Here is a 24,120-nt window from a genome sequence, read left to right as displayed (position 1 = left end):
GCCATTGATAAGTTACTGAAAACACTTTGCTTTAATGGAAGTGTCACTCTAAATGACAACATGAGATTTTCGATATTTACCAGGTGTTTCATTGGTGAATTTTTTAAAAATTTTAGTAAAATAACTTTGATCGCTAAAATTAAGCGAAGCGCATATGTCTGATAAGGGATAGGTGGTGAAAGTTAATAATTTCTTTGCTTCTTCGATTCGTTCACGTTGAATGTACTCAATTAATGAAATACCGACTTCTTTTTTAAATAATATAGATAAATAATCTGAATTCACATTTGCAAATTTAGCAAGTTGTTTAACAGATATTGGATTGTAAATGTTTTTAAGAATGTAGTTTTTGCAAATAGCAATAGTCTGTGAATGTTGCTGTGTTTTTTGTGCCTTTACACGGTCTGCAAAGGTACAAAAAGCATTTTTTAATAAATCCCAAACAGATTCTTTGTCTTTTAAATTTTCTGTTCTTTGAATATGTAAATCATAAATTTTGTAAGCTATCCCAGATGGAAGACCCCCTTTTATCGCATATCTAGTGGCGAGCGTAATGGATGAAATACAAATGTTTTTATGACGTCTTAATTGATGGAATGAAGATAAAGATGAAAGAGTCTCTTGTTGGAATTCGTAATAATATTTGAGCACGGTTTCTTTATCCCCGTTTTCTATAGAACCAAGTAGTTGCTGCTCTATATATAAATTATGATAAATGGATTCGTCTTTTTGCATTGAAATATATACATCTTCGTTTAAGATTCTGCTATGACTTATATGAAGTGAGTCACTGTTATTTGAAAATGTGCTTACATCTGAATTTTTTTTATAGAGAATGTTATAGAACAATATTGCTATATTTACAAAGAAATTTTGATCTTTGACTGACAATGAAAAATAATGGTCTCTTGTTCTTTTATAATTTGGAATAAAATTAAGTTTACTATCCGCTTTACTTGTAGAAAAATTTACATGTGCCAAGGGCCCAATAATAACAGTACCGTTCACCATATAATCGCTCTTTATGTGAATTAAAATGAAGTGCCCTAGATGTTCGTGAGTTCTGAAGATGGGGGAATTATATGTATCATTTCTCTGAAAAAGCACATGTAACTGTTCTATTTTTGATGTATACAACAAGTGTGAATCATTTTTTGATGTGAATTCTAAAAGGATATTTTTGTTACAATCTAAAAAACAAACTGGAATTTCAAAAGATTGGAAAAACATATTGCAAATGTACTCTATCTCAACTAGACTGAGCTTTTTAGTCATATTCTTCCTCCTTACAGTTATGCGTAATAGTTAAATAAACATATATTCCTTTTTTCATAAGTAGAAACGGAAAACCTTTATTAATAAAAAATATAAATAAAAGTTATAAACTTCTAAGAATAATACCATAATTTAACATGAATAGCACATATTATTTGAATATACAGGTAATAGTTTTGGACAGTAGCGTAAAATATGAATCGTCACACTTATTTGTTGGTTATTACTTATATGTATTAAAAATGATTAAGGTTGGATTTTAAATAGGGATAGGAAGTGAGAAATTAATAGATTGACAGTAAGTGACTAGTCGAAATTAGCAGTGAAAGCTATTATGTAACAAATGTAATGATTTTTGAAGTAGAGATATAAGTGTAATTTAGGGGAGAAAATTACATATATCATGTGGAGAGACAACGTAATAATAGAAGATAAGAAATGTGAATAAGTGATTGTAAACAATGGATTGTTGGACGACTATGTTTTATGTTATTCGTTTAAATCTGATACTTGGCACACTATTGCTTTTAAGAAGGTAATAGTAATAAAGAGATTTTTAAAATGATAGAAGTAGTAAAGGGGATAAGAGAAATGAAAAAAATATTTAGTGTGCTTTTAGTGTTATTCTTAACATTTTCTACATGGTCTAGTGTATTAGTAAAGGCAGATTCACCATCTAAAGGTACTTTAACGATTCATAAGTATGAACAAGAAAAAGATGGAGCGCAGGGACTAGAAGGTGACGGTTCTGCAAATCAAGAGGTGCCAAAAGATGCGAAACCATTAAAAGGTGTAACGTTTGAAGTGAAAAAGGTTGCGTCTTTTGAAAAAATTTCAAACGATGGGAAAATCGTGAAAGAAGATGTGAAACCTGTAATGGGAGCAACTCCAACGCAAGTAGTAACAGATGATAACGGACAAGCTGTATTAAAAGATATTTCACTAGGACGTTATGAGGTGAAAGAAGTGGCAGGACCTCCACATGTTAATCTAAATCCCAATACGTATACAGTGGATATCCCATTAACGAATAAAGAGGGTAAGGTGCTAAACTATGATGTTCACATGTATCCTAAAAATGAGGTTAAACGTGGTGCAGTGGATTTAATAAAAACTGGTGTAAATGAAAAAGCATTAGCAGGTGCAGTATTCTCTTTATTTAAAAAAGACGGTACAGAAGTGAAAAAAGAGTTAGTAACAGATGCTAATGGTCATATTCGCGTGCAAGGATTGGTGTATGGAGAATACTATTTCCAAGAAACAAAAGCTCCGAAAGGCTATGTAATAGATCCAACTAAACGTGAGTTTTTTGTTAAGAACTCCGGAACAATTAATGAAGATGGAACTATTACTTCTGGTACAGTAGTTAAATTAGAAGTGAAAAACTATGAAGAACCAATAATTGATAAAAAGATTAACGGAAAATTGGAAGCGTTACCGATCAATCCGTTAACTAATTATAATTATGATATTAAAACATTAATTCCAGAAGACATTAAGGAATACAAAAAATATGTGGTAACAGATACTTTGGATAATCGTTTAGTGATTCAAGGAAAGCCAATCGTGAAAATTGATGGAGCAGAAGTAAATGCAAGCATTGTAGAGGTAGCTATAGAAGGTCAAAAAGTAACAGCTACAGTAAAAGATTTCACAAAATTAGATGGTAAAAAAGAATTTCATTTGCAAATTAAATCTCAAGTAAAAGAAGGAGTACCATCTGGTTCGGAAATTTTAAATACAGCAAAAATTGATTTTACAAATAAAAATGATGTAATTGAAGAAAAGGAATCTAAACCTGTAGTTGTTGTTCCAACAACTGGAATAATTGAGTTAACAAAAATTGATGGTGCTAATAAGAATAAATTAAAAGGTGCAGAGTTTGTACTTAAAGATAAAAATGGAAAAATAGTTGTTGTAGCAGGAAAAGAAGTAACAGGTGTATCAGATGAAAATGGTGTTATTAAATGGTCTAACATTCCATATGGAGACTATCAAATTTTCGAAACGAAAGCTCCAACATATACAAAAGAAGATGGTACAAAAGCTTCTTATCAATTATTAAAAGATCCCATTGATGTAAAGATTAGCGAAAATAATCAAACGGTTAAATTAACGATTGAAAATAATAAAAGTGGATGGGTTCTTCCGGTAACGGGTGGCATAGGAACGACTCTTTTTACTGTAATAGGTCTTACGTTAATGGTTACAGCGGCATTTGTTTTCTTTAGAAAAAAGTCTGCTAATAATTAAGATTTTAGGAACATGTAACTATGGGAAAAGGGGAGAAGCAAAATGCTTCCCTCTTTTCGATATTTAAGCATATACAGAGGTGGAAATATGAAACGAAATCTTGTTTTGGGAGGTATTTTTTTATTTGGATTAGGTGTTTTTTTATATCCTACTATTAGTAATTGGTTGGCGACTCGTGCACATTATTCTGAGATTAGCTCTTACGATAAGAATATCAAAGCATTACAAAAGAAAGAAGTCGAACGTAGGGAAAAAGAAGCAGCCGAATATAATAAACAAGTTCACACTTCCACGAAAACATTTACTGATCCATTTTCTGAAAAAAAAAGTAATCATCAAGCATATGCTGATGCGTTAAATTTAGGAGATGTAATGGGGTATATTGAAATATCGAAAATTAATATAAAACTGCCAATCTATCAAGGGACATCTGAGGAAGTATTGAGCCGCGGGATAGGTCATTTAGATTTTTCTTCGCTCCCGATAGGTGGAGAAAATACGCACACTATTTTAACAGGGCATCGTGGTTTACCATCAGCAAAATTATTTACAGATTTAGATAAGTTGAGTGAAGGAGATCTTTTTTATATTCATTCTTTAGACAAAGTTCTTGCTTATAAAGTAGATCAAATTAAAGTAGTGTTACCACACGAAACGGACGATCTACAAATTGTAGAAAATAAAGATTATACAACTTTAATTACGTGTACGCCTTATGGAGTAAACACCAATAGGTTGCTAGTTCGAGGTGTGCGTGTGGAGTTAAACGGGAAAGAAAAACAAAAAGTGAGTACAGAGATATTTATATTTAATAAGTGGACTGTAATAGTTCCAATCCTATTGTTATGTGTGTTTCTAGTCGTAATTTATAAGAAAAGGTTAACTCGATAGAATGTATTTATTTATCCTGCATTAATGGGAAGTGGGACCGGAAATTCAGAGATAAGTAAAGAAAGTATATAAAGTATATAAAAGATGAAGTAAATCCTCATTGGTGAATATGTCATTTTATTCGACTATAGAAAAAATACGGTAAAGGTGGGAACAAAGGAATTGAGGCTACGATTAAAGCTGGTAAGTATTCATTTTATTGTTTTGTTAATGTTAAGTGTAAGTTTTGTCATATATGTACCAAAAGAAGTATATGGATCCACGACAAACTTAGAAGGTCTAGGTGATATATCGCGTTATAATGCAGTTGTCTTTGGTAACCATAAAGCAATAGGTGGCGACATTGAAGGAGCAACTGCAGTTCAAGGTGATATGGATGCATCGGGGTATACAATTGTAGGTGCTGCAGCGGGAACATCTAATATAGTAGGTGAAAAATGGGTTGATGAGGGATATCCGTCCTTGTTGTTGTCTGGAAAATTTAAGAAATCAAGAGAAGAATCTTTTATCATTCAAAACGGAATAGTAGTAATGACAAAAGAGAGTGATCCAGATCGCATCATACAATCCTCTTATGATCGTATCGTTTATAAAGAAAAACTAGAAATTGACGCGAAATTTAATGAATTTCGCAATATAGTGAACCAAGTCAGTAAAAATGCAGGTCAATATAAAACAAATACCCCAATTCCAAATATGAGTCATGGAATCGGAAAAGATATAAACAATCCTAATATTTATGTTTCATCAGAATTGACAGGGAAAATTAATTTAGATATAAGAGATGTATTTTTACCAAATGCTAAGGACAAAGATTTTATTGTTATGTATTCGGATGCAACAGAGGTTACATTTAAAAATGGGTCTATTCTATATGACACGAACAATATTGGAAGGGCTACAGATATAGTTCCTACATCACAACCATATTCTCCTAATTCCCCGTTTACTCAGCTATATGGGAAAGTGATTTGGGTTTTTCCAAATGCGAAAAAAATTATAACAGAGGGATATGGTGTCGTTGGTAGTGTGTTTGCCCCCAATGCTGTATTAGAAACAAAAGGCGGTTCGATTAATGGACAAGCATTTGTCGGTGCGGTACAACAAACTGGTGGATTTGAATTTCACAATTTCAAATTTAACTGGCAACATTGGAACAAGCCTAGTACTGGAAAAGTAAAAATAAAAAAAGTTGATAGTAATAATGATAATAAAAAATTGGTCGGAGCAAAGTTTCATATAGAAGATCCAAAAGGAAAAATAGTTGGAGAACTAGTAACAAATGAAGAAGGAGAAGCGATATCAAAAGACTTACCAATAGGAAACTATATCCTTGTAGAAATAGAAGCGCCAAAAGACTATGAATTATTAAAAGAAAAAATAACTGTAAAAATAGAAAAAGATGCAGTAGTAGAAATTAAAATAGGAAATAAGAAATTGCCAGATCCAATAGGAAAAATGAAGTTAGTGAAAGTAGACATAAGTGATAAAAATAAAAAGCTAGCAGGGGCAAAGTTTCATATAGAAGATTCAAAAGGGAAAATAGTTGGAGAACTAGTAACAAATGAAGAAGGAGAAGTAATATCAAAAGACTTACCAATAGGAAACTATACCTTAGTGGAAGTAGAAGCACCTAAAGGTTACGAATTATTAAAAGAAAAAATAACTGTAAAAATAGAAAAAGATGCAGTAGTAGAAATTAAAATAGGAAATAAGAAATTGCCAGATCCAATGGGGAAAATGAAGCTTGTGAAAGTAGACATAAGTGATAAAAATAAAAAACTAGCAGGAGCAAAGTTTCATATAGAAGATTCAAAAGGAAAAGTAGTTGGAGAGTTAATAACAGATGAAAAAGGAGAAATGATATCAAAGGACTTACCAATAGGAAACTATACCCTAGTGGAAATAGAGGCACCTAAAGGTTATGAATTATTAAAAGAAAAAATAGCTGTAAAAATAGAAAAAGATACAGTAGTAGAAATTAAAATAGAAAATAAGAAATTGCCAGATCCGACTGGGCAATTTGAAATTGAAAAAGTTGATGATAAGGATAGTGAATTAAAGCTAAAAGGCGCTGTATTTCAAGTGTTAGATAAAGAAGGGAAAGAAGTTAGTAGATTAATAACGGATGAAAAAGGAAAGGTAATTTCCAACCAATTAGCAATTGGAAAGTATACGATTAAAGAAATAAAAGCACCGAACGGATACATGTTACTTAGGGATCCAATAGAAATAGAAATAGAAATTACAGAAGCAGTAAAGACACAAAAAATAACAGTGAAAAATGCGAAGAATAATTGGGTAATTCCTAATACTGGTGGGAGCGGAACAACAATTTTTTACGTAATTGGTATTATGCTAATGTTTGCTGTGCTATATTTCTGTAAGAAAAATCGTATATTATGAACTAATTTTATAGAGTTAGACAGATCGTTGCGTTAGAGAGTTTTAGGACATGAGTTCGGTATTGTACTGGACTCATGGTACTAAATTTGTTAAAGGAGGAAGGATAATAGTAAACATAGAATATATTAATGAATTAAAATATTTAAGAGGTGAACATGGTGGCAATAAAACAAGACGAAATTAAAGTAGTTGCCGGAGCTGGAGTGTTTAATAATAATCCAGGTTGGATTCAAACGCAAGAAGATGAACTTAACTTACTAGATAAAGCTACGTGGGAAGAAAGATTTGAATACAACTCTATTTCAGCTATTTTAGCTGAGCATGTATGGGAACACCTTACTTTTTAAGAAGGTGTAAGAGCAGCTGAAATTTGTTATGAATTTTTAAAACCATCTGGTCATATTCGGTGCGGAGTCCCTGATGCATTCTTTCAGGATGAGGCATATCAAAATATAGTTCAAATAGGGGGACCCGGTCCGAAAGATCATCCAGCAGCAAGTCATAAAATCGTTCATAATTATATAACATTAACGGAAATGTTTGAAACTGCTGGATTCGAGGTAGTTTTACTTGAATATTGTGATGAAAATGGTCGGTTTTATTACAACGAATGGGATGCAAACGACGGTGTTATTTTCCGTTCGAAAAGGTATGATTCTAGAAATAAAGGCGATAAACTTGGTTTTCCATCGCTAATTGTCGATGCGATTAAGCGTTAATCATTCAACAAAACAGGAGTTAATCCTATGATTTCATAAGTCGCAAATGCGGCTTTTTTATTTGTACGCAAATCTATATTTAATTTTCAATATTATATAACTCGATTTAGAAAATATTTAAGTTTTTCTCAGCACCATTCACTTTAAATTAACACTTCGCTGACATAAATATTTATTTTATATTTATATTCGTGTAAAATGAGATAAGAACATATATTCTATATAAGGAGGCAATTAAAATGATAGCTGAAATTGGGAAACTAACTGGTGGATATATTGTAAAATTTGAACGCGAATTTCCATATACGGTAGAGGAAGTTTGGTCTGTATTAACAGAAAACAGTAAGCTGAAAAAATGGATGTCCAATTTACAGATTGAAAGCCTTAAAACTGGTGGAATAATAAAGTTCGACATGATGGACGGTTCATTCATAAACATTGATATTTTAGAGTGTCAACTAAACTCAGTACTTGAATTTACTTGGGATAAAGACCGTGTCCGATTTGAAATACATAAAGAGGAAAATGGTACTCTTTTATTCCTAAAAGAGTACATTCATGAATTAACAGATCATACACCGAGAGATATAGCTGGTTGGCATATTTGTTTAAATCTTTTTTCTTACGTTTTAGAAGGAGAAGAGAAAGAATTTTCTAAAGATGAATGGCAACAGTGGTTTGAAATATACAAGTATAAGTTCATGAAGTGAGAGGATAATTGCATAATAGGTAATATTCATTATGTAATTATTATATTGTAAAAATGCTTTTGTGAATAAATAAGAATAGAGGTTAATATGAAAGTAAATCAATTAATTGCTAATAACATAAATAAATTAGATGCAACTATACCGTTTAATAAATCGTTTGGAATTGCTGGTTTATCTGGATCGGGTAAAACAACTTTTTGCCAAACAATTGGTGAAGAATCAAAAAAACGATTAGTTTCTTTATTGCCAAAGGCTGAATATCAATATTTATTTCCTAACATTATGGAAACAAATTTTAGTGCCATTAAGATGGAAGAAATACCTTTAGTACTTTTTCTAGGAAAATCATCGATTTCGTCTAATCCGCGTTCAACGATTGGTACTCATACTGGTGTTTTTACAGAGGTTCGGGAAAAACTTGCTGAGGTATTTAATCTTTCTCCAGAGGTCTTTTCATTTAATAATCAATTAGGCTGGTGTACTGGTTGTAAAGGCCGTGGTACTACAAAAAATGTTGAGTGTAAAAAATGTAAGGGAAAACGTTATAGTGAAGAAATTGAACAACATGAAATTGATTTGTTGGACAAGCCACATTCAATCTCAAATATTAATGATTTAAGTATTGAATCTATTCTTTCACTAGCAAAAGAGTTAAATATTAGTGAAGAAAAACAGCATATACTGCAAAATATTATTAATATGAACATTGGTTATTTAACATTAAATCGAATTATGGGTACGTTATCAGGTGGAGAGTTAACACGACTTTATTTGGCCGAATTCATGGCAGTAAGTGAAAATGCTGTAATTATTATTGATGAGATTTCAGTTGGACTTGATCATGAAACTTTATTACAAATTTTAGAAGAGATTAAACGATTAGGGTGTAAAAATCAAATTTGGCTTATTGATCATTCAGATACAGTACTAGATACAACTGATGAGCAATTGTTCTTTGGATCTGGTAGCGGAAAATATGGCGGGAAAATTGTGGAAGAATCACCAAGACCAAAGTCAATACTGTGGGATCGAAATAAAGAAATACCAACAGAATATTATACATTCTATGATTTATATTGCCGTAATATCCAAATGGCTGAGTTTCAAATTCCTAAAAACAGGCTTGTAACAGTTACAGGAGAATCAGGATGTGGGAAATCTACACTTGTCAACGAATGTCTAGCTACAGATTTTTTGAAACGATATCCAAAAGATAAATTAGTTATGGTAGGACAAGACCGAAATCAATCAATTACAAGTCGATCAACTGTAGCAACTTTCCTAGATATTAAAAAGAAACTGACAAAGTATAGTGAAGACATTGATGATATTTTTGAGCGCTCGATTGAGGATATTATTGATGAACTTCCAAATGAAGATATCGCTTATAAACGTTTGAGCCTACTAATTAAATTAGGGCTTGGCTATTTAACATTAGAGAGAAAAACACAAACATTATCGACAGGTGAGTTTCAATGTGTTCATTTAGTTTCGGAATTATTTGCAAACACTAGAAATCCACATACATTATTTATTTTTGATGAGCCTTCAAAAGGTTTATCACAAAATATTTTGAATCAATTTATCGATAGTATTAGAGGTATTCTGCAAGATGAATCAGTTTCGATCATTATGATTGAGCATAATCGTTACATGTTAGAAAGCTCTGATTATATAGTTGATTTTGGAAAAAGGCAGAATGAATCTATAGAGCATTTGGATGTTGTCAATCATGAGGATTACTATCGTCAAAAAAGTAATGTGAATAGCACAGAGAAAATACACATCTCTTCAATGCTTAAGCAGAAAAAAGGGGTTCACTATTTAGAAGAAAATCATATTAACTATTTTAAAAATGCCGAAAATATTTATAAGGGCGGTATTTTAAAAAGTTTATCATCAATGGCTAGGTTAATTTATGGTGAATATGAATCTGATACAATCGCACCTGTTATTGCTATTGATCTTGAAAGACATTTATATAGTCAATATAGTTTCTTATATGAGATTGGTGGATTAATTAATCATATTGTAGCTGCTCATCCAATTAATAAAGATACGAGAAGTTTTGATTTCTATTCACAGGACAATCATTGTCCATCTTGTTCTGGACGTCTTCAAATTGAAGTTTTTGATAAAGATATTGCCATTCAAGATAAAAGTGTTCCATTTTGGGATGGGCTATTCGATCCAGAAATCATGAAGGTATTAAAATTTTATCAGCATGAAAAAATAGAATTTCTATTCGAAGAAATAAAAAATGAGCTTGATCACGATTTGTCAAAGAGCTATAATGATATGTCAGAAGAAGAAAAGCATACGTTTTGGTACGGGTATTTTGAAAAATCATTTTATGATAAAAAAGGAAAGACACGCAGAACATGGGTAGGATTTAATACAATTATTGGTGGATATATTGTTATTTCAAAAGCACCTATTAAAGAAGAAATTAAAAGTTCAAAAAAAATGATGAAATGTCCAATTTGCGAGGGGACGGTTTTAAATCATCATAAACCACTTAAATTTGATAACGTAGATATTCGTGAAATAATTAATCAGCCTATTAATGAAGTAGTGAAAACAGTTGGTGATTTACCGACACTTGTTAAATTGAAGTCTATTGTTGGTGGCGATATGGTATTGACAGAAGATGTTTCTTTATTGCCAAGAAAAGCACAAGTTGCACTGAAGATGTTTGAATTAGAACAAGCAAGCTTTTCAAACTATGAAATGGTGTTACAAAATGTCTTACCATTCTGGGGTGAAATAAAAGGAAATATCGAATCCATTAGTGTTAATAATCAAGTAACTGTTTGTGATTTCCCTAATGTTTATGAAACGAGAGAAAACATTATAGATAAGTATTTCACAAATGGTAAATATAAAAAACTTACGTATGTATACGAAGCGTTTGGATACAAAAAAATAGTTACCCAAATTAATAAAATTAAAAAAAGTAATCCATGTCCATTTTGTAAAGGTAAGAAAGTGATAACCGAAGATAATCTACATGATGGTGTCTTTAAACTAACAATTCCATGTGTAACTTGTAATGCAAGTGGTATTAATGACGAAGGGTTAAAAGAAGTTGTCGAGGGCGTGGATGTACAAACGTGGTTAACTGGAAAAGTTAGTGATGTTGTGGATGAGAGCTTATTAACAGAAGCTGTTGGGCAAATACCAATTTTTAATCGTATTCGTGAGTTGGATAAACGAGATATGATGGCGGTTTATGAATGTCTTGAGAAAAATAACTAATGGTTATCAATTGCAGTAGTCATAAAAACAGGAATATAGGTTTTTAATTATATAAATATAACATGTTAAATTATTATTTAAATCGTTAAAAATAGTTGACCCTCACATAATGTCATTGTTTATGATGAAGTTGAGCTTCAAAGTAGATGTAACTTATAGGAGGAAATCATGTTTAAAATAGGGGATTTTTCGAAACTATCTTCCATTAGTATACGTATGTTGAGACACTACGATAAAGTGGAATTATTACAACCAGTAAAAGTCGATGAGCAGAGTGGATATCGATTTTATTCAGCTGACCAATTAAAAAAAGTAAATCAAATTCAAACATTAAAAGCTATGGGGTTTAATATTGCTACCATCAAAGAAATAATAGAATGCGATAATATAGATAGCATAAAAGAGCAATTTTTAAATCGTAGTGCTCAAATTAAAGAAGACATGAATAACCTCCAAAAACAATTACGTCTCCTCGAAGACTCAATGAAAACGATGAGAGAGGATGTTGTTGAGATGAATTATCATGTTTCAATAAAAGAAATTCCAGAAAGAACTGTAGCTAGTGTTAGAAAGATTATTCCATCGTATAATTGCGAAGGTGATTTATGGAGTGTATTAATGCAAGAAATTCAAATGAAAAATATTAGTATTGCCCATCCGAGTTATAGTATTGCGGTTTTCCATGATCGTGAATACAAAGAAAATGATGTAGATATAGAAATACAGCTAAGTATTCTAGGTAAGCACGAAAATACAAAAGACGTTACATTTAAAAATATGAAATCAACCAATATAGCTTCTATAACAGTTAATGGAAGTTATGAACAGATGACAGCTGTAAATGAGGCTGCGGCAAAATGGATTGAGACAGAAGGTTACAAATTAGCAGGCCCGATGTTTAATATTTATCATGTGAGCCCAGCGATGGAATCGGATCCTAATAAGTGGGTTACAGAAGTTTGTTATCCAGTTAAATAATGATAAAGAAAAAAGGCATTAATTATATGCCTTTTTTCTTTGGAAACTTATCCATAAATATCAAGACAAATTACTTCGAGATTCGATTCGTCAACTACTAGCACAATTTTATTTGCAAATGTACAAAATGAGCGGATTGTAATGAATCATCTAAAAACCAACCAGTTGGTACTAAAGTAATGTAATCATCTATTTGGAAATTTCAGCAATGTTTAAATGAGCAACAAAAGCCACCGTAATAAGGGGCTTTTGTCTTAAATAATTTAATGATATGTGTACCCTCCATCAGGAAACAATACATTACCCGTAGTAAAACTATTTTGCATTAAATATAGGACAGTATGTGCAATTTCATCATTATATCCAGCTCGTTGTACAAGTGAAAGAGATTTATAAGCTTCGTAAGCAACTAGTCTATTTTCATTTTGTTCATTTTCTTTTTGTATTGTTCCAGGAGAAACCACATTAACTCTAATAGGAGCTAATTCCACAGCTAAAGCCTTCCCTAAACTTTCAATAGCACCATTGCAAGCTCCATAAGCAGGTGCGCCTTTAAGTGGTCTTTGACTAAATGCACCGGACATTAACACGATAGATCCAGAGTTTGAAAGAAAAGGAATTGCATATTTTACGGCATAATATTGAGGCCAAAACTTTCCGATGAAGCTACTTTCAGCAATTTCCTCTGTAGAGGTAATTGGTCCAAGTGTGTAAGAGGCTCCCGGTGTGAATAAATGATCAAAGTTCCCAACTGTCTTGAAAAAAATTTGTAATTGCTCTTTATTTTGATTATCCAATATATAAGTTTGAAGATGATTGCTATTTATTAATTTTTTAGCAACTTTTAATTTTTCTTCCGAACGCCCTGCAATAATAACATGTGCTCCTTGTTCAATTACTTGTTTTGCCGTTGCCAATCCAATACCAGAACTCCCGCCAATGATAACAATACGACTATTTTCTAATGTAGTAATAGACATATTTTAGCCACTCCTTTAATAAAAAATTTAGAATATAACTGTGCTATGCTTTTATTATTCGCTAAAAGGGAGCAAGTGAAAAGTACGCACTTTATATGTACATAGTCGTAAATTTCGTACTAATCGCTATTTATGCGGATAAGTAATTGGAAAAATCGCTAAATATGGTTTATCCCGCATTAACGGGCAGTAAAACTCTCACCTGTTATGAAGTGACCTTTGTCAATAGTTTTTCACCCATAATATTTTTCTTGATGGCATACAAAAGCTTCAGAAATAAGATCTATCGACAGTTAACCACTCTGTTATTCGTGGATTGGTTACCTCAGGTTAATGGTTCGTCGTTAGGCTCTTATAATCTCACTGCGTGGATCACACCTTTTCAAATTCTAATAAATAGCTTGTTTATCAGAATTTCAGCCATGCCAGAAGAGGTGAGTCATAGATAGCCAGACCTGTAATTCACTATCTCTGAAGCTCATCTATGCCATCAATTGATACCTTTGATTTCTAACTATGAATCAATCAACTTCATATCCTTCCCTCTTTATTTTCGGTGAATTTTACCTGTTTCTAATCCCCATATAAAACACCCCAGTTCTCTTGCGATAGCTGTAACGGCAACATTTCTAGGCTTCCCTTGATATATCATGCGATAATATTTTCTTTGTAACCTTTCTACAGCCTGATCCGCATAAGCAATCACTTCGCTTCGTTGCCCTTTTTGTCTTGCTTTCACTCGCTTCGATTTTAATCCGATTGCTCCTTTTACCAACGCATTTGCACATTCTACAAGAGTAGACCTAACGGTCGAATTTCCTTGTTTTGTAATCGAACGTCGACTGATTTTCTCTCCACTTGAGCTTTCGCTTGGCGTCAATCCTACATAAGCCATAAATGCTTTAGCCGTGGGAAAACGAGTGAAGTCTGCAATTTCCACATGAACAGTCATTGCCGATGTTGTATCTATACCTTTTAAGCATCTTAACTTTGCGATTGGTTCTTCGTACCTTTCACGATGAGATAATTCTTCTAATCTCAAACTGAACCGCTCAATTTTATCGACTAGAACATCATACTGTAATAGGTATTCGCCTAACGTTTCTTTGAATAATCCTTGTAGATCAAGATTCTTTAACCATTTCATATAAGCGATTGTCCAGCTTGATTTCCCTTCATACACATAGCCATGTCTTAAAAGGAATGCTTTTATCTGTTGTTTTATTTTTTTCAAAGATGTTTTAAAATCACCTAACATGCGGATATACTCTTTCACGGCAACATCCTCTTCTTCTGGAACATATACTTCTTTATAGGTGCCATTTGCTAAATTAAGAGCAATCATTTTGGCATCGAATTTATCATTTTTCACCATTTTGTTTTTTGATGAACTGTACATTGTTGTGGGAGCTAAAATATCACAATCAATTCCATTTTGTTCAAGAAGATTATGAAGTGAATACCCTAAACAACCAGCCTCATATCCAGCTTTAATTTTTATATCTTCACCATATTTTGTTTTCAGTTTCTCAACGAATTTTTTTACGAGAGATACATTTGAAGCACATCGTGCTTCTCTTACAATTTCCCCAGTTGTTCCGTGTAGTGCACATAAGCTAAAACTTTCCTTGTGGACATCCATCCCAATATATATTATATTTTCCATAGTGGCCTCCTATTATCATAGGGTATAACCCCATTCATAATGTTTTCATTCATTATTATGGGTTAAAATCCCTGACTTGATAATCTAGGAGGTCACTTCATATTATCTCAAAGTTAGGAAAATGCAAGGAAGTTAGGTAAGAGATCAATTGCCCGTAAAAGCCCGATTGGTTCAACTAATAATCAGTTTGGGATGAACAAAACCCTCACTGATTAAAGTTTCACTTTATGATATCTGAGGAGAGGTGAGAAAAATGGATTTACAAGAACCGAAGTTAAAAGGGGTAATAGCAACATTACAAATAATCGGTGGGAAATGGAAGCCACTCATTTTGTTTATTTTGCTAACAGATGGAATGAAACGTTTTGGTGAATTAAAGCGATTGATACCAGATATATCTCAAGGGACGTTAGCGAAGCAATTACGTGAATTAGAGCAAGATCAACTAATAAAACGCGAAATTTATCAAGAAATACCACCTAAAGTAGAATATAGCTTAACTGAACATGGAAAAACAGTCAGTACTGTTTTGGATAGTATGTGTAGTTGGGGAAGAGGGCATTTAGAATATATAGATAAAGATAAACCATAAAAATGTTATGTAAACTTATTGTAGTGTGAAGGGAAATATTGTTTTAATAATTTGTAATTTATAATATATAATTAAGGAGTGTCGTAGGTTATTATACATATTTAATTTATTTTTACAAAGGGGAAGTAATAAGATGAACGAATTAGAGTATAAAAGCTTCTATGATAAAGTAGGAAGATTAAATGGATGGGATTTTAGTAAAATAAAATGTGAAACTGTAGGAGATACATGGGACTTTTATAGTGAGGTAAAAGAAAGGTGTAAACCATCACATATTTTACTTGATGTTGGTACAGGGGGAGGAGAAAATGTACTTAACATAGCATCATCAGCTAAATTGTTGATTGGAATTGATAATTCTAACGGCATGATTGCAACGGCACATTCTAACTTGAAAAAATCAGGTGTACAAAATGTTGAGTTTCTTCAAATGGGTTCTGAAGCTTTAACATTTCCACATGCACATTTTGATATTGCTTCAAGTTGTCATGCCCCGTTTCTGGCATCTGAGTTAGCGAAAGTAATGAAAAAGGGTGCCTTTTTCTTAACACAACAAGTAAGTGAGAATGATAAATTAAACCTGAAAGAAGCATTTGGTAGAGGGCAATGCTTAGGTGAACGGGATGGTACTTTAAAAGAAAAGTATATGAATGAACTTATTAGTGCAGGATTTGATCTCGTGCAAGTACGTGAATATGATGTTACTGATTATTACAGTAGGTCTGAAGATCTCATTTTCTTATTAAAACATACCCCTATTATTCCTAGATTCGGAGAACAGGAAGAGGATTTTACTATTTTACAAAAGTTCATTGATACGTATAGTTTTGAAAAAGGGATTCGTACTAATTCAAAAAGATTTATGATTATTGCTGTTAAATTATAATATATTTTAGTGTAAAAGCTGCTTTTCATTTAAAGAAAAGCAGCTTTTTGTGTGGAAAAGAATACAGGAGATACTTGAAAATAATAGAAATAAATAAAGTGTAAATTAAAAAATCAAAATATGGAGGATAAATGTTTTGAAACGTTACTATATTAGCAATGAAAAAATAAATGAATTGAGAATCGAATACTTCTATTTTCTATCACATTCATGGGGAAGTTTTGTAGCGTTATTTTATTTGTTAAATCATCCAGAAAAAGTACAAGGAAGTATTCTTATTGATGGTGGATATCAAACAAAAAGGCTTAAAGAAGAAACGTTGGAAGATGAAATGGCTTATTATGAAAAGGACTTTGATGAATACGTTTTTAATAATTGGGACGAATTTTTCAAAAGTGAAAAAGCAGCTTATACTAGGTGGTCTTCATTGTTAGAAGTTGCTGTAAAGGATCTAGGGATCGAAATGGATAATAAAGTATGGTGGCATGCCAGGGGAAATACAGCTAGTAATATAATAAGAGGTATGCATAAAGATGAAACTATAGATATATATGAGAAGCTACCGGCTAATATTGTATTACTTCGAGCTACAGTCCCACAAGTTTGGGCGGATTATAGAGATAAGACAGTAAATGTTTTTAAAGAGAAAACGGACAGTATAGTAAAAGTAATTCCTGATACTACACACATGTTGCACTGGGATAAACCAGAAATTGTTATAGCAGAAATAAAAAATAATTGGAGCTAACATATTCATACTAAAGTTGTAGTTTCTACATGAAAAATCCATCCTTCCGTTTGATTTTATCTATTTATAAGTGTAATACAATACGAATAGATAATAAGAAACAAGGGGGAATGTAACGTGATTACACATATATTAGATATAAAATTACAAACGGTTTCCATAGAAGGGGTAAAACAAGTTTATAGGGACATATTATCTTTTCCAATAAAAAAAGAAACAGAATCATTTATTCAATTTAAAGTAACACCGTACACTACAATTAGTTTTCAAGAATTATATGAACCAATTGCACCTGCGCACTTTGCTTTTGAGATTCCATATTCAAAATTTCATGAAGTTGCAAGATGGCTTGAAAAGTCTGGATTACTCATTGTAAAATGGAAAGATGGTCATACAATTGATGAAGAGAGCGGCCGATTCAACTTATATTTCAGAGATGGCGATGGAAATCTTCTCGAAATTATCGCGCATAGTTATGTTAAAGAAGATGTATTAGTACCACACTCACCTTTAAACATTTTATACGTAAGGGAAATTGGTCTTCCTGTTAAAAGTGTACCTGTTTTTACGGAATGGTTAAAATCAAATCTAAATATGAAAACGATGGAAGATGGGGATATTTTTAACTTTGTTATAGGTGGCACTGCATATATCGTCGCGACTTGGTGGCAGAGACCTTGGATTCCAATCGCAATGAAAGCTTTACCACCGAAAGTTCATGTTTCTTTCGGAACACCGGATTCAGCATTTTTACAGCACATCCAAAATAACTTTAAGAAAAATAATGTTCCCTTTGAATGTAAACATAATGAAGTATCATTTATTGAGCAGGGATATTCATTTTCTATTGTGTATACACCAGAGTTTCATTCCAATATTCCTAAAGAACTAAACTTACCACTTTCTATTTAAGGATAGAAAGTGGTAAGTTTTTTATATCTTCGTGAAGAAGGTTTTCGTTATGATTAGAGTGAATGCAAAGAAAAGGATTAAGCGTTATTCAAACTTATTTTAAGGAGAGAAATGAAGTGAATCTAGGTAATCCAATTGCAAAAGGGAATACTGCAGAAATTTATTTAACTGATGATAAGGTTGTAAAATTATTTAAAGATTACCTCCCAGATACAGAGTCTATGAATGAAGCAAAAAAACAAAAATATGCTTATTCATGCGGGCTGCCAGTTCCAAACGTATTCGAAGTGACAAAGATACAAAATAGACAGGCAATTATTATGGAACATGTAAAAGGGGACAACATTGGTGATCTTCTGCTTAATAATTTAAATGAGGCAGAGCGTTATATCGGCCTTTGTGTTAATGAGCAAAAAAAGATCCATGCTATACATGTGAATACAGATGAAATGGAGTTAATGAGGGAAAGGTTAGAGCGTCAAATTAAATCTGTGCATAAATTGGATGAACGCAAAAAGAAGGATATATTACAAAAATTAGAATCTATTACATTTGATTTTAGGCTATGTCATGGAGATTTTCATCCATTTAATTTGATTTTGAGTAAGGAAGAGAAAGTGAAAGTTATAGATTGGGTAGATGCTAGTTCAGGTGATATTCGCGCAGATGTATTTCGAACATACTTGTTGTACTCACAATCTTCGGTAGAATTAGCTGAGATGTATTTACATATATATTGCAGTCGTACCGGCATATCAAGAGATGAAGTTTTTCAATGGGCTCCTATTATTATTGCAGCTAGATTTTCTGAAAAAGTATCACCGCAAAATGAAGTGTATTTGAAAAGATTATTGAATCAGTATTTATAAGTCATAAAAAAGGTTGTCAGCTAATTAATAAATGCTGTTGTTTAACCAAAGTTTCCTTGTAGTTAAACAACAGTATTCTTAAATATTGATATAGGTATTCTTATTTTCGATCTTCATCCTATAAAGGTTCATAATCCGTACTTGTTCCTCCGTTAATTCATCTTTATCCCAATACATATGCATTAAGCTATATTCAAAAATTTCCTTTAATTTAATAAATAACGGAAACTTGTCTTTCATCTCTTTTGGTAGCTCATTTTCCTCTTGGTAGCCTTCAAATAGTGCTTTTGTAATAGAATACTCATAGTCAACGATATTCCCATTTCCAGCAAATGAATATTCTATTGCACTATAAATAGGAACGGCTAAATCGAATATGTAAAAATGTTTTTCGCAGTCTTGAAAATCTATCATTGTTAAGTTTGAATTATTTTCGACTAAAATGTTTTCTAACCATAAATCTCCGTGTATTAAGCCGTAATTTGAAGGGGATTTTGGTAGCTCTTTTATGGAAGTTAAAACGTCAGATGCAATTTCTCTTATTGTATTTTCTTCTTTAGGGATATATTTAAGAAAATTATATTCTTCATTTTCATACCAATCGTTTATATGTTTTACTGGTTTAATCTTTTCAAAGCTTTTAGATATACGATGTAATTTTCCAATTTGTTTACCAAGTTTTTTAAATATATTAGAATTCCATTCAGACCTTGGTAAATGTATACCAGGAGCAGCTTTATATAATACAGCAAAAATCTCCTTGTCTAATGTGAATTTTTCTACAAAATTCCCTTGTAATGAAGGGATTATTGGTGGAACACCTAAACCATTTTGATATAAAAAATTTGTATATAAAACTTCCTCTATCTGTTCTTCATATGTTTTGTAGTTTGTAATTCTACTGAAGTATGTACCTTGTTCTGTAAGACATTCATACATCTCATTTGTTATTGGCTTAATGTTAATAAAATTCAACGGATACTGTTCATTTATGAATTGAAGTATTTCTTTTTCTAGCTTGTTCATTGAAACGTCCTTTCCAAACCTTAATTTTTTAACTTGGGAATTAAAAGAATTTTATTTTATAAAATTCGTGTTTAATTTTTGAAATCCTTTAAAATGAAATATGATGTAAATTGACCTTTAATAATTAGTAAGGTGTTGCCAACATACTCATTAACGCTAAATTGAAAAATGAATAGAAGGTATGACAAAATAAGATAGATGAAAAAATATAAAATTAATACTTATATATAGATTATAAAGACTTTAGAGAAAGGCTCATGTTATAAAACACAAGAGATATCAAAAGAAAGAAACGCACTTCTCCTATACTTTTAAATAAGGAGTGAAGGAAATGAATGAACATATACAGCAGATGATTAATTGGATTGAGAGCAATTTAAAAAAGAGATTTTCATTAGATGAATTATCTCGTTACATGGGGTATTCTCCTTATTATTGCTCTTTTAAATTTCATCAAGTAACGGGTTTCAGTATTAGACGTTATATTCTTCTTAGAAGGTTGTATTTATCTACGGAGGATTTAAAGAATGGTAGGAAGATAATTGAGGTCGCATTGGATTACGATTACTCTTCCCAAGAGGTTTATAGTAGAAGTTTTAAAAATGTTTTTGGAATGAATCCAAGAGAATACCAACTTAACAAAATGCCTATTCAATCATTTGTTAAACTAAATTTAAATAAAGAAGGGGCGTTTAATATGAATATTTCTAGAAAAATAGAGGTTGAGCAGTTACGAAATAGGAAGAGTGAGCTATTTGATAAAGAGGTACTTAACATATTAAATGGTCAAGTTATGTATGAAGAATTTAAAAACGAAAAGCTAATGGGTGATTCTGATTATGCACCATTTAATGAGGCAATGTGTGTGAACTTGGCTACTACTCAAGTTTTTAATGAAGAGTTTATTAAAACAAGAGCGAAAGGACATAACAGTTCAGTAGAAAGTTATATAAAAAAGGTTATAGATCCGTTAGAAAACCTTTTTACGAAAAAGTATAAATGTATTGTTCTATGGTTTGGTGAAGATATGTTTTGCCAAATGAACCTACTTACCATACTTTCTCACCTTGAACAGTCTGCTTATGAAGGGAAGGTATACTTAAATAGCTTTAGAGAGGATGAATTTAAAGTAAATCAAATTGAACTTGAATTGGGGAATTACTCTTCTATATACAATGAAGTATTAGTAAACCATAAAAAGACCTCTCATAAGGTACCACCTGTAATGTATCAGGCTATAGACTTATTTTTAGAAATGTTAACAGAAGATAATGCAGTAATGAAATTCATCTCTAAAAATAAAGATTTATCAACTCGTGAATTATTAATAAAGTTGTTTTATCTTTTTCCAACAATCGGATATGGAGATACTCAGTACATAGAGCTGATTAATAAAATAAAGAAGAAAGCTACACCAAAAATATAGGTGCAGCTTTCTTCTTATAATTGCTCAAGTAATTCTAATTCTTTTTCTACAAATAGCATTAGTTCTTTAATTGTTTCACCAGAAAAATCAAAACGAATACCGGCTGCATCATACACTTCTTTTATAGATTGCGAGCTTCCTAGTGATAATGCCTTTTTATAATTTTCTAGCGCTTGCTTAGGATCCTCTTTATATTGTTTATACATTTGTAATGCACCAAGTTGGGCGATCGCATATTCAATATAATAAAATGGTACTTCAAAAATATGGAGTACAGGTAGCCAACTCGTTGCTATCCAGTTTTCGTAGCCATCAATATGTATGACGCTAGACTGATAATGTTTTTGAAGTTGTAAGTATTTTTCATTTCTTTCTTCAGAAGTATGACTTGGATTTTCATACAGCCAGTGTTGAAATTGATCGACAATAAGCATAATAGGTAAATATGAAATAACATCTTTAAAGAAGTTAATTTTTGCTTGTTTTAAATCTTTTTTGTCTGTATAGAAGGTATCCCAATAATTAAGCGAGAATAACTCCATTGTCATACTGGCTAGCTCAGCTGTTTCAGCTGGAATTTCTATATACTGTCGTAATTTTAATGGTTTTATGAGTTCGTTATGAATACTATGACCCATTTCATGTATAAAAGTGACAATATCATCTTGTGTATAATTTAAGTTCATAAAAATATAAGATAATTGTGAAGCTGGTAAGTACTCACAAAAGCCACCAGCTGCTTTTCCTTTGCGGCTTGTTAAATCAAGACAATTGTGTTTATACATTCGGTTTAAAAGTGCTGAAAATTCAACATCTAGTTTATTAAAGATATGAGTGCTCTTTTCAATTAAATCATTTTCATTTGCAATAGGTTTAAGTACTTTTTGATCTGGAGTTACAGCTGATACATCCCACGGGCGAAGCGTATCAACTTGCAGTTTATCTTTTTTCTCTAGCAATATTTTATCTTTAAGAGGCACAACATACTTACGTATGGATTCAGCTAGTTCATAGCAATCTTTCGCTGAATAATCAAAACGCTCGTATTTTTTGAACATATAATCGCGATAATTCTCTAGTTGAATATTTTTTGCTTTTTGATGGCGAATTTCAATTAATTGATTTAATATGTTTTGGAGTTCTTTTTCAACAGATAAAAATTGTTCAGAAATAATGGTTTTTGCCTTTTTACGGGTGTCACGATTCGAATCTTGTAAATAGGATTGTAATTCTGTTATCGTTTTTTCTTCTCCGTCCCAAATTCCACTTAATCCTCCAGTAATTTCAAAGTACTCTGTGACTAATTTGTCTTCCTGTATTTCTAATTCGATATTTTCCTCACAAAATAACTTTTGAGCATTTTTTATTTTTGTATCTAATAAACCATATACGTTAGAATCTAATTCCATTCGAAAAGGTGACTCTAAATATTTATTATCCAATAAATTTTGGTACCGCTTTAAAAGTGGCTTTACAAATTGTTGATCATGTTCAAAAGTATCCTTTATTTCTTCATCATCCGTATTACATTGAAAGGCGATGTAATGTGATCTTAATTGTTCTTCGATGTCCCAAATTACTTTTGACTGCTCTTTTAACCAATTTTCAAGGTCTAGTTTTGAAGAAATCATTTTATTTAATAAAGTCGAAAGAGTTTTTTCCAATTGTAGTACATTACTAATATCAATCGTATTTACACGTTGCATTATATATCCCTCACTTTTTATTTATTCATAGAGATATTCTATTTATTAATTGTAATTCCCTTGTTAAGTGGGGTAAATGTGAAATAATGTTAAATTTAAATAATTAAAGAAGGTATTTATATGTCAAAGTAAAAAGTTTATCGTAAATGAAAATGTTTGGAGGGGTGCTACATGAGAAAGGGAAAGAAGTTACTTGTATTTTTATTTCCATTTGCTTTATTATGTGCCTGTGAGAATGACATTGAAGATGCTAAAAGTGAAGATTCTATAGTGATGGATATTGCTACAGCAGCTGTAAAGGAGGAATCTTTTTTTAGTGCTGCTATAAGAGATGAAAAAGAAAGGATAGTAGATTTAGAGATTGCTGATAGCGAAGATAGTAACGAAATAAAAAATGATATTAATAAAAGGTTGGCGATACAAGGTGTAATGGCTTATAAAATCAATATAACTCAAAGAAATAGAGAAGTTGTAAAGGCAGAGAGTAGATGGAATCAAGTTTTTGGACATATATTTGATGACGCATTCAGAAAAAACGGATATGAAGGGTTTGGTATTCAGCAAATAAATTATAAAAAGAATCAACCTGTTACCATTGATATAAAAACTAAGATTAGCGATGATGAAATAGGGGCGAGAGAACTTGGACAGAAAATAGAAAAAGAAGTTGAAGGTGTACTTAAAACAGAAGCAGTAAAGAAATGGATTGAAAATGATTCATATGCTATTGGGATTTACGATATAGATGATCGGAAAATTAACTAATTGAGGAATGAATGCTATATGAATAGAGAACCGATGTAATTAAATATAGAATTG

Annotated in this window: 17 protein-coding genes and 2 pseudogenes; 14 read left to right on the top strand and 5 right to left on the bottom strand. The window is 31.6% G+C overall.

From position 1 onward, the window contains the following. Positions 1-48: 48 nt before the first annotated feature. Positions 49-1,275 carry a helix-turn-helix domain-containing protein gene (locus MHI28_RS04030; protein ID WP_000162842.1) on the bottom strand — a complete coding sequence of 409 codons (1,227 nt, stop codon included), beginning with the start codon at positions 1,273-1,275 and terminating at the stop codon, positions 49-51. 591 nt (positions 1,276-1,866) lie between these two features. Between MHI28_RS04030 and MHI28_RS04025 the strand changes: the two genes are divergently transcribed. The 7 genes and pseudogenes from MHI28_RS04025 (at position 1,867) to MHI28_RS03995 (ending at position 12,490) form a co-directional block, all read left to right on the top strand. Beyond that, positions 1,867-3,528, top strand: coding sequence for an LPXTG cell wall anchor domain-containing protein (locus MHI28_RS04025; protein ID WP_082180164.1), 1,662 nt, complete (start codon positions 1,867-1,869; stop codon positions 3,526-3,528). Positions 3,529-3,615: 87 nt separating this feature from the next. Then, positions 3,616-4,419 (top strand): class C sortase, encoded by an 804-nt coding sequence (locus MHI28_RS04020; RefSeq protein ID WP_079997319.1) that lies wholly within the window; start codon positions 3,616-3,618, stop codon positions 4,417-4,419. A gap of 162 nt (positions 4,420-4,581) precedes the next feature. Then, positions 4,582-6,825 carry an MSCRAMM family protein gene (locus MHI28_RS04015; RefSeq protein ID WP_086412995.1) on the top strand — a complete coding sequence of 748 codons (2,244 nt, stop codon included), beginning with the start codon at positions 4,582-4,584 and terminating at the stop codon, positions 6,823-6,825. A 158-nt stretch (positions 6,826-6,983) separates the two neighbouring features. Beyond that, positions 6,984-7,544 (top strand): annotated as a pseudogene (locus tag MHI28_RS04010) (class I SAM-dependent methyltransferase). A 239-nt stretch (positions 7,545-7,783) separates the two neighbouring features. Then, on the top strand, positions 7,784-8,254 hold the full coding sequence (locus tag MHI28_RS04005) for an SRPBCC family protein (RefSeq protein ID WP_000559851.1): 471 nt from the start codon (positions 7,784-7,786) through the stop codon (positions 8,252-8,254). An 87-nt stretch (positions 8,255-8,341) separates the two neighbouring features. Next, complete coding sequence (locus MHI28_RS04000) at positions 8,342-11,512, top strand: ATP-binding cassette domain-containing protein (protein ID WP_000867738.1); 3,171 nt, start codon at positions 8,342-8,344, stop codon at positions 11,510-11,512. A 168-nt stretch (positions 11,513-11,680) separates the two neighbouring features. Further along, positions 11,681-12,490 carry a MerR family transcriptional regulator gene (locus MHI28_RS03995; RefSeq protein ID WP_000472619.1) on the top strand — a complete coding sequence of 270 codons (810 nt, stop codon included), beginning with the start codon at positions 11,681-11,683 and terminating at the stop codon, positions 12,488-12,490. A 263-nt stretch (positions 12,491-12,753) separates the two neighbouring features. Here the strand turns inward: MHI28_RS03995 and MHI28_RS03990 are convergent, their stop codons facing one another. Beyond that, entirely contained in the window at positions 12,754-13,470 is a 717-nt protein-coding gene (locus MHI28_RS03990) for an SDR family oxidoreductase (protein ID WP_000029094.1), read from the bottom strand. A 547-nt stretch (positions 13,471-14,017) separates the two neighbouring features. After that, the gene (locus MHI28_RS03985) at positions 14,018-15,136 is read right to left on the bottom strand and encodes an IS110 family transposase (protein ID WP_277548338.1); all 1,119 of its coding nucleotides are present in this window, start codon (positions 15,134-15,136) and stop codon (positions 14,018-14,020) included. 253 nt (positions 15,137-15,389) lie between these two features. On the opposite strand from MHI28_RS03985, the gene MHI28_RS03980 reads away from it, so the two are divergent. The 5 genes and pseudogenes from MHI28_RS03980 to MHI28_RS03960 all read left to right on the top strand — a co-directional run bounded on the left by MHI28_RS03980 (position 15,390) and on the right by MHI28_RS03960 (position 19,143). After that, entirely contained in the window at positions 15,390-15,728 is a 339-nt protein-coding gene (locus tag MHI28_RS03980) for a winged helix-turn-helix transcriptional regulator (RefSeq protein WP_000365520.1), read from the top strand. A 133-nt stretch (positions 15,729-15,861) separates the two neighbouring features. Further along, positions 15,862-16,614 carry a class I SAM-dependent methyltransferase gene (locus MHI28_RS03975; protein WP_001003870.1) on the top strand — a complete coding sequence of 251 codons (753 nt, stop codon included), beginning with the start codon at positions 15,862-15,864 and terminating at the stop codon, positions 16,612-16,614. 157 nt (positions 16,615-16,771) lie between these two features. Further along, a pseudogene (locus tag MHI28_RS03970) lies at positions 16,772-17,362 on the top strand (alpha/beta fold hydrolase); the annotation flags it as partial. Between the two features lie 117 nt (positions 17,363-17,479). After that, the gene (locus MHI28_RS03965; protein ID WP_000627905.1) at positions 17,480-18,274 is read left to right on the top strand and encodes a VOC family protein; all 795 of its coding nucleotides are present in this window, start codon (positions 17,480-17,482) and stop codon (positions 18,272-18,274) included. Between the two features lie 116 nt (positions 18,275-18,390). Further along, positions 18,391-19,143, top strand: coding sequence for an aminoglycoside phosphotransferase family protein (locus tag MHI28_RS03960; protein WP_001048505.1), 753 nt, complete (start codon positions 18,391-18,393; stop codon positions 19,141-19,143). A 78-nt stretch (positions 19,144-19,221) separates the two neighbouring features. Here MHI28_RS03960 and MHI28_RS03955 read toward each other — a convergent pair whose 3' ends face one another. Continuing rightward, complete coding sequence (locus MHI28_RS03955) at positions 19,222-20,169, bottom strand: phosphotransferase enzyme family protein (protein WP_001037122.1); 948 nt, start codon at positions 20,167-20,169, stop codon at positions 19,222-19,224. A 331-nt stretch (positions 20,170-20,500) separates the two neighbouring features. On the opposite strand from MHI28_RS03955, the gene MHI28_RS03950 reads away from it, so the two are divergent. Continuing rightward, positions 20,501-21,595, top strand: coding sequence for a helix-turn-helix domain-containing protein (locus tag MHI28_RS03950; RefSeq protein WP_001002110.1), 1,095 nt, complete (start codon positions 20,501-20,503; stop codon positions 21,593-21,595). 14 nt (positions 21,596-21,609) lie between these two features. On the opposite strand, the gene MHI28_RS03945 is transcribed toward MHI28_RS03950, so the two are convergent. After that, positions 21,610-23,301: a M3 family oligoendopeptidase gene (locus tag MHI28_RS03945; protein ID WP_001190030.1), complete on the bottom strand. Its 1,692-nt coding sequence runs from the start codon at positions 23,299-23,301 to the stop codon at positions 21,610-21,612. A gap of 171 nt (positions 23,302-23,472) precedes the next feature. Between MHI28_RS03945 and MHI28_RS03940 the strand changes: the two genes are divergently transcribed. Then, entirely contained in the window at positions 23,473-24,066 is a 594-nt protein-coding gene (locus MHI28_RS03940; protein ID WP_001225380.1) for a DUF4030 domain-containing protein, read from the top strand. Positions 24,067-24,120: the final 54 nt, after the last annotated feature.

This window comes from Bacillus sp. FSL K6-0268 (assembly GCF_038005425.1).
In the GTDB taxonomy this organism is placed as follows: Bacteria; Bacillota; Bacilli; order Bacillales; family Bacillaceae_G; genus Bacillus_A; species Bacillus_A thuringiensis_S.
The sequence above is the reverse complement of the archived record's forward strand: the minus strand, read 5'-3'. Positions and strand labels throughout refer to the sequence as shown.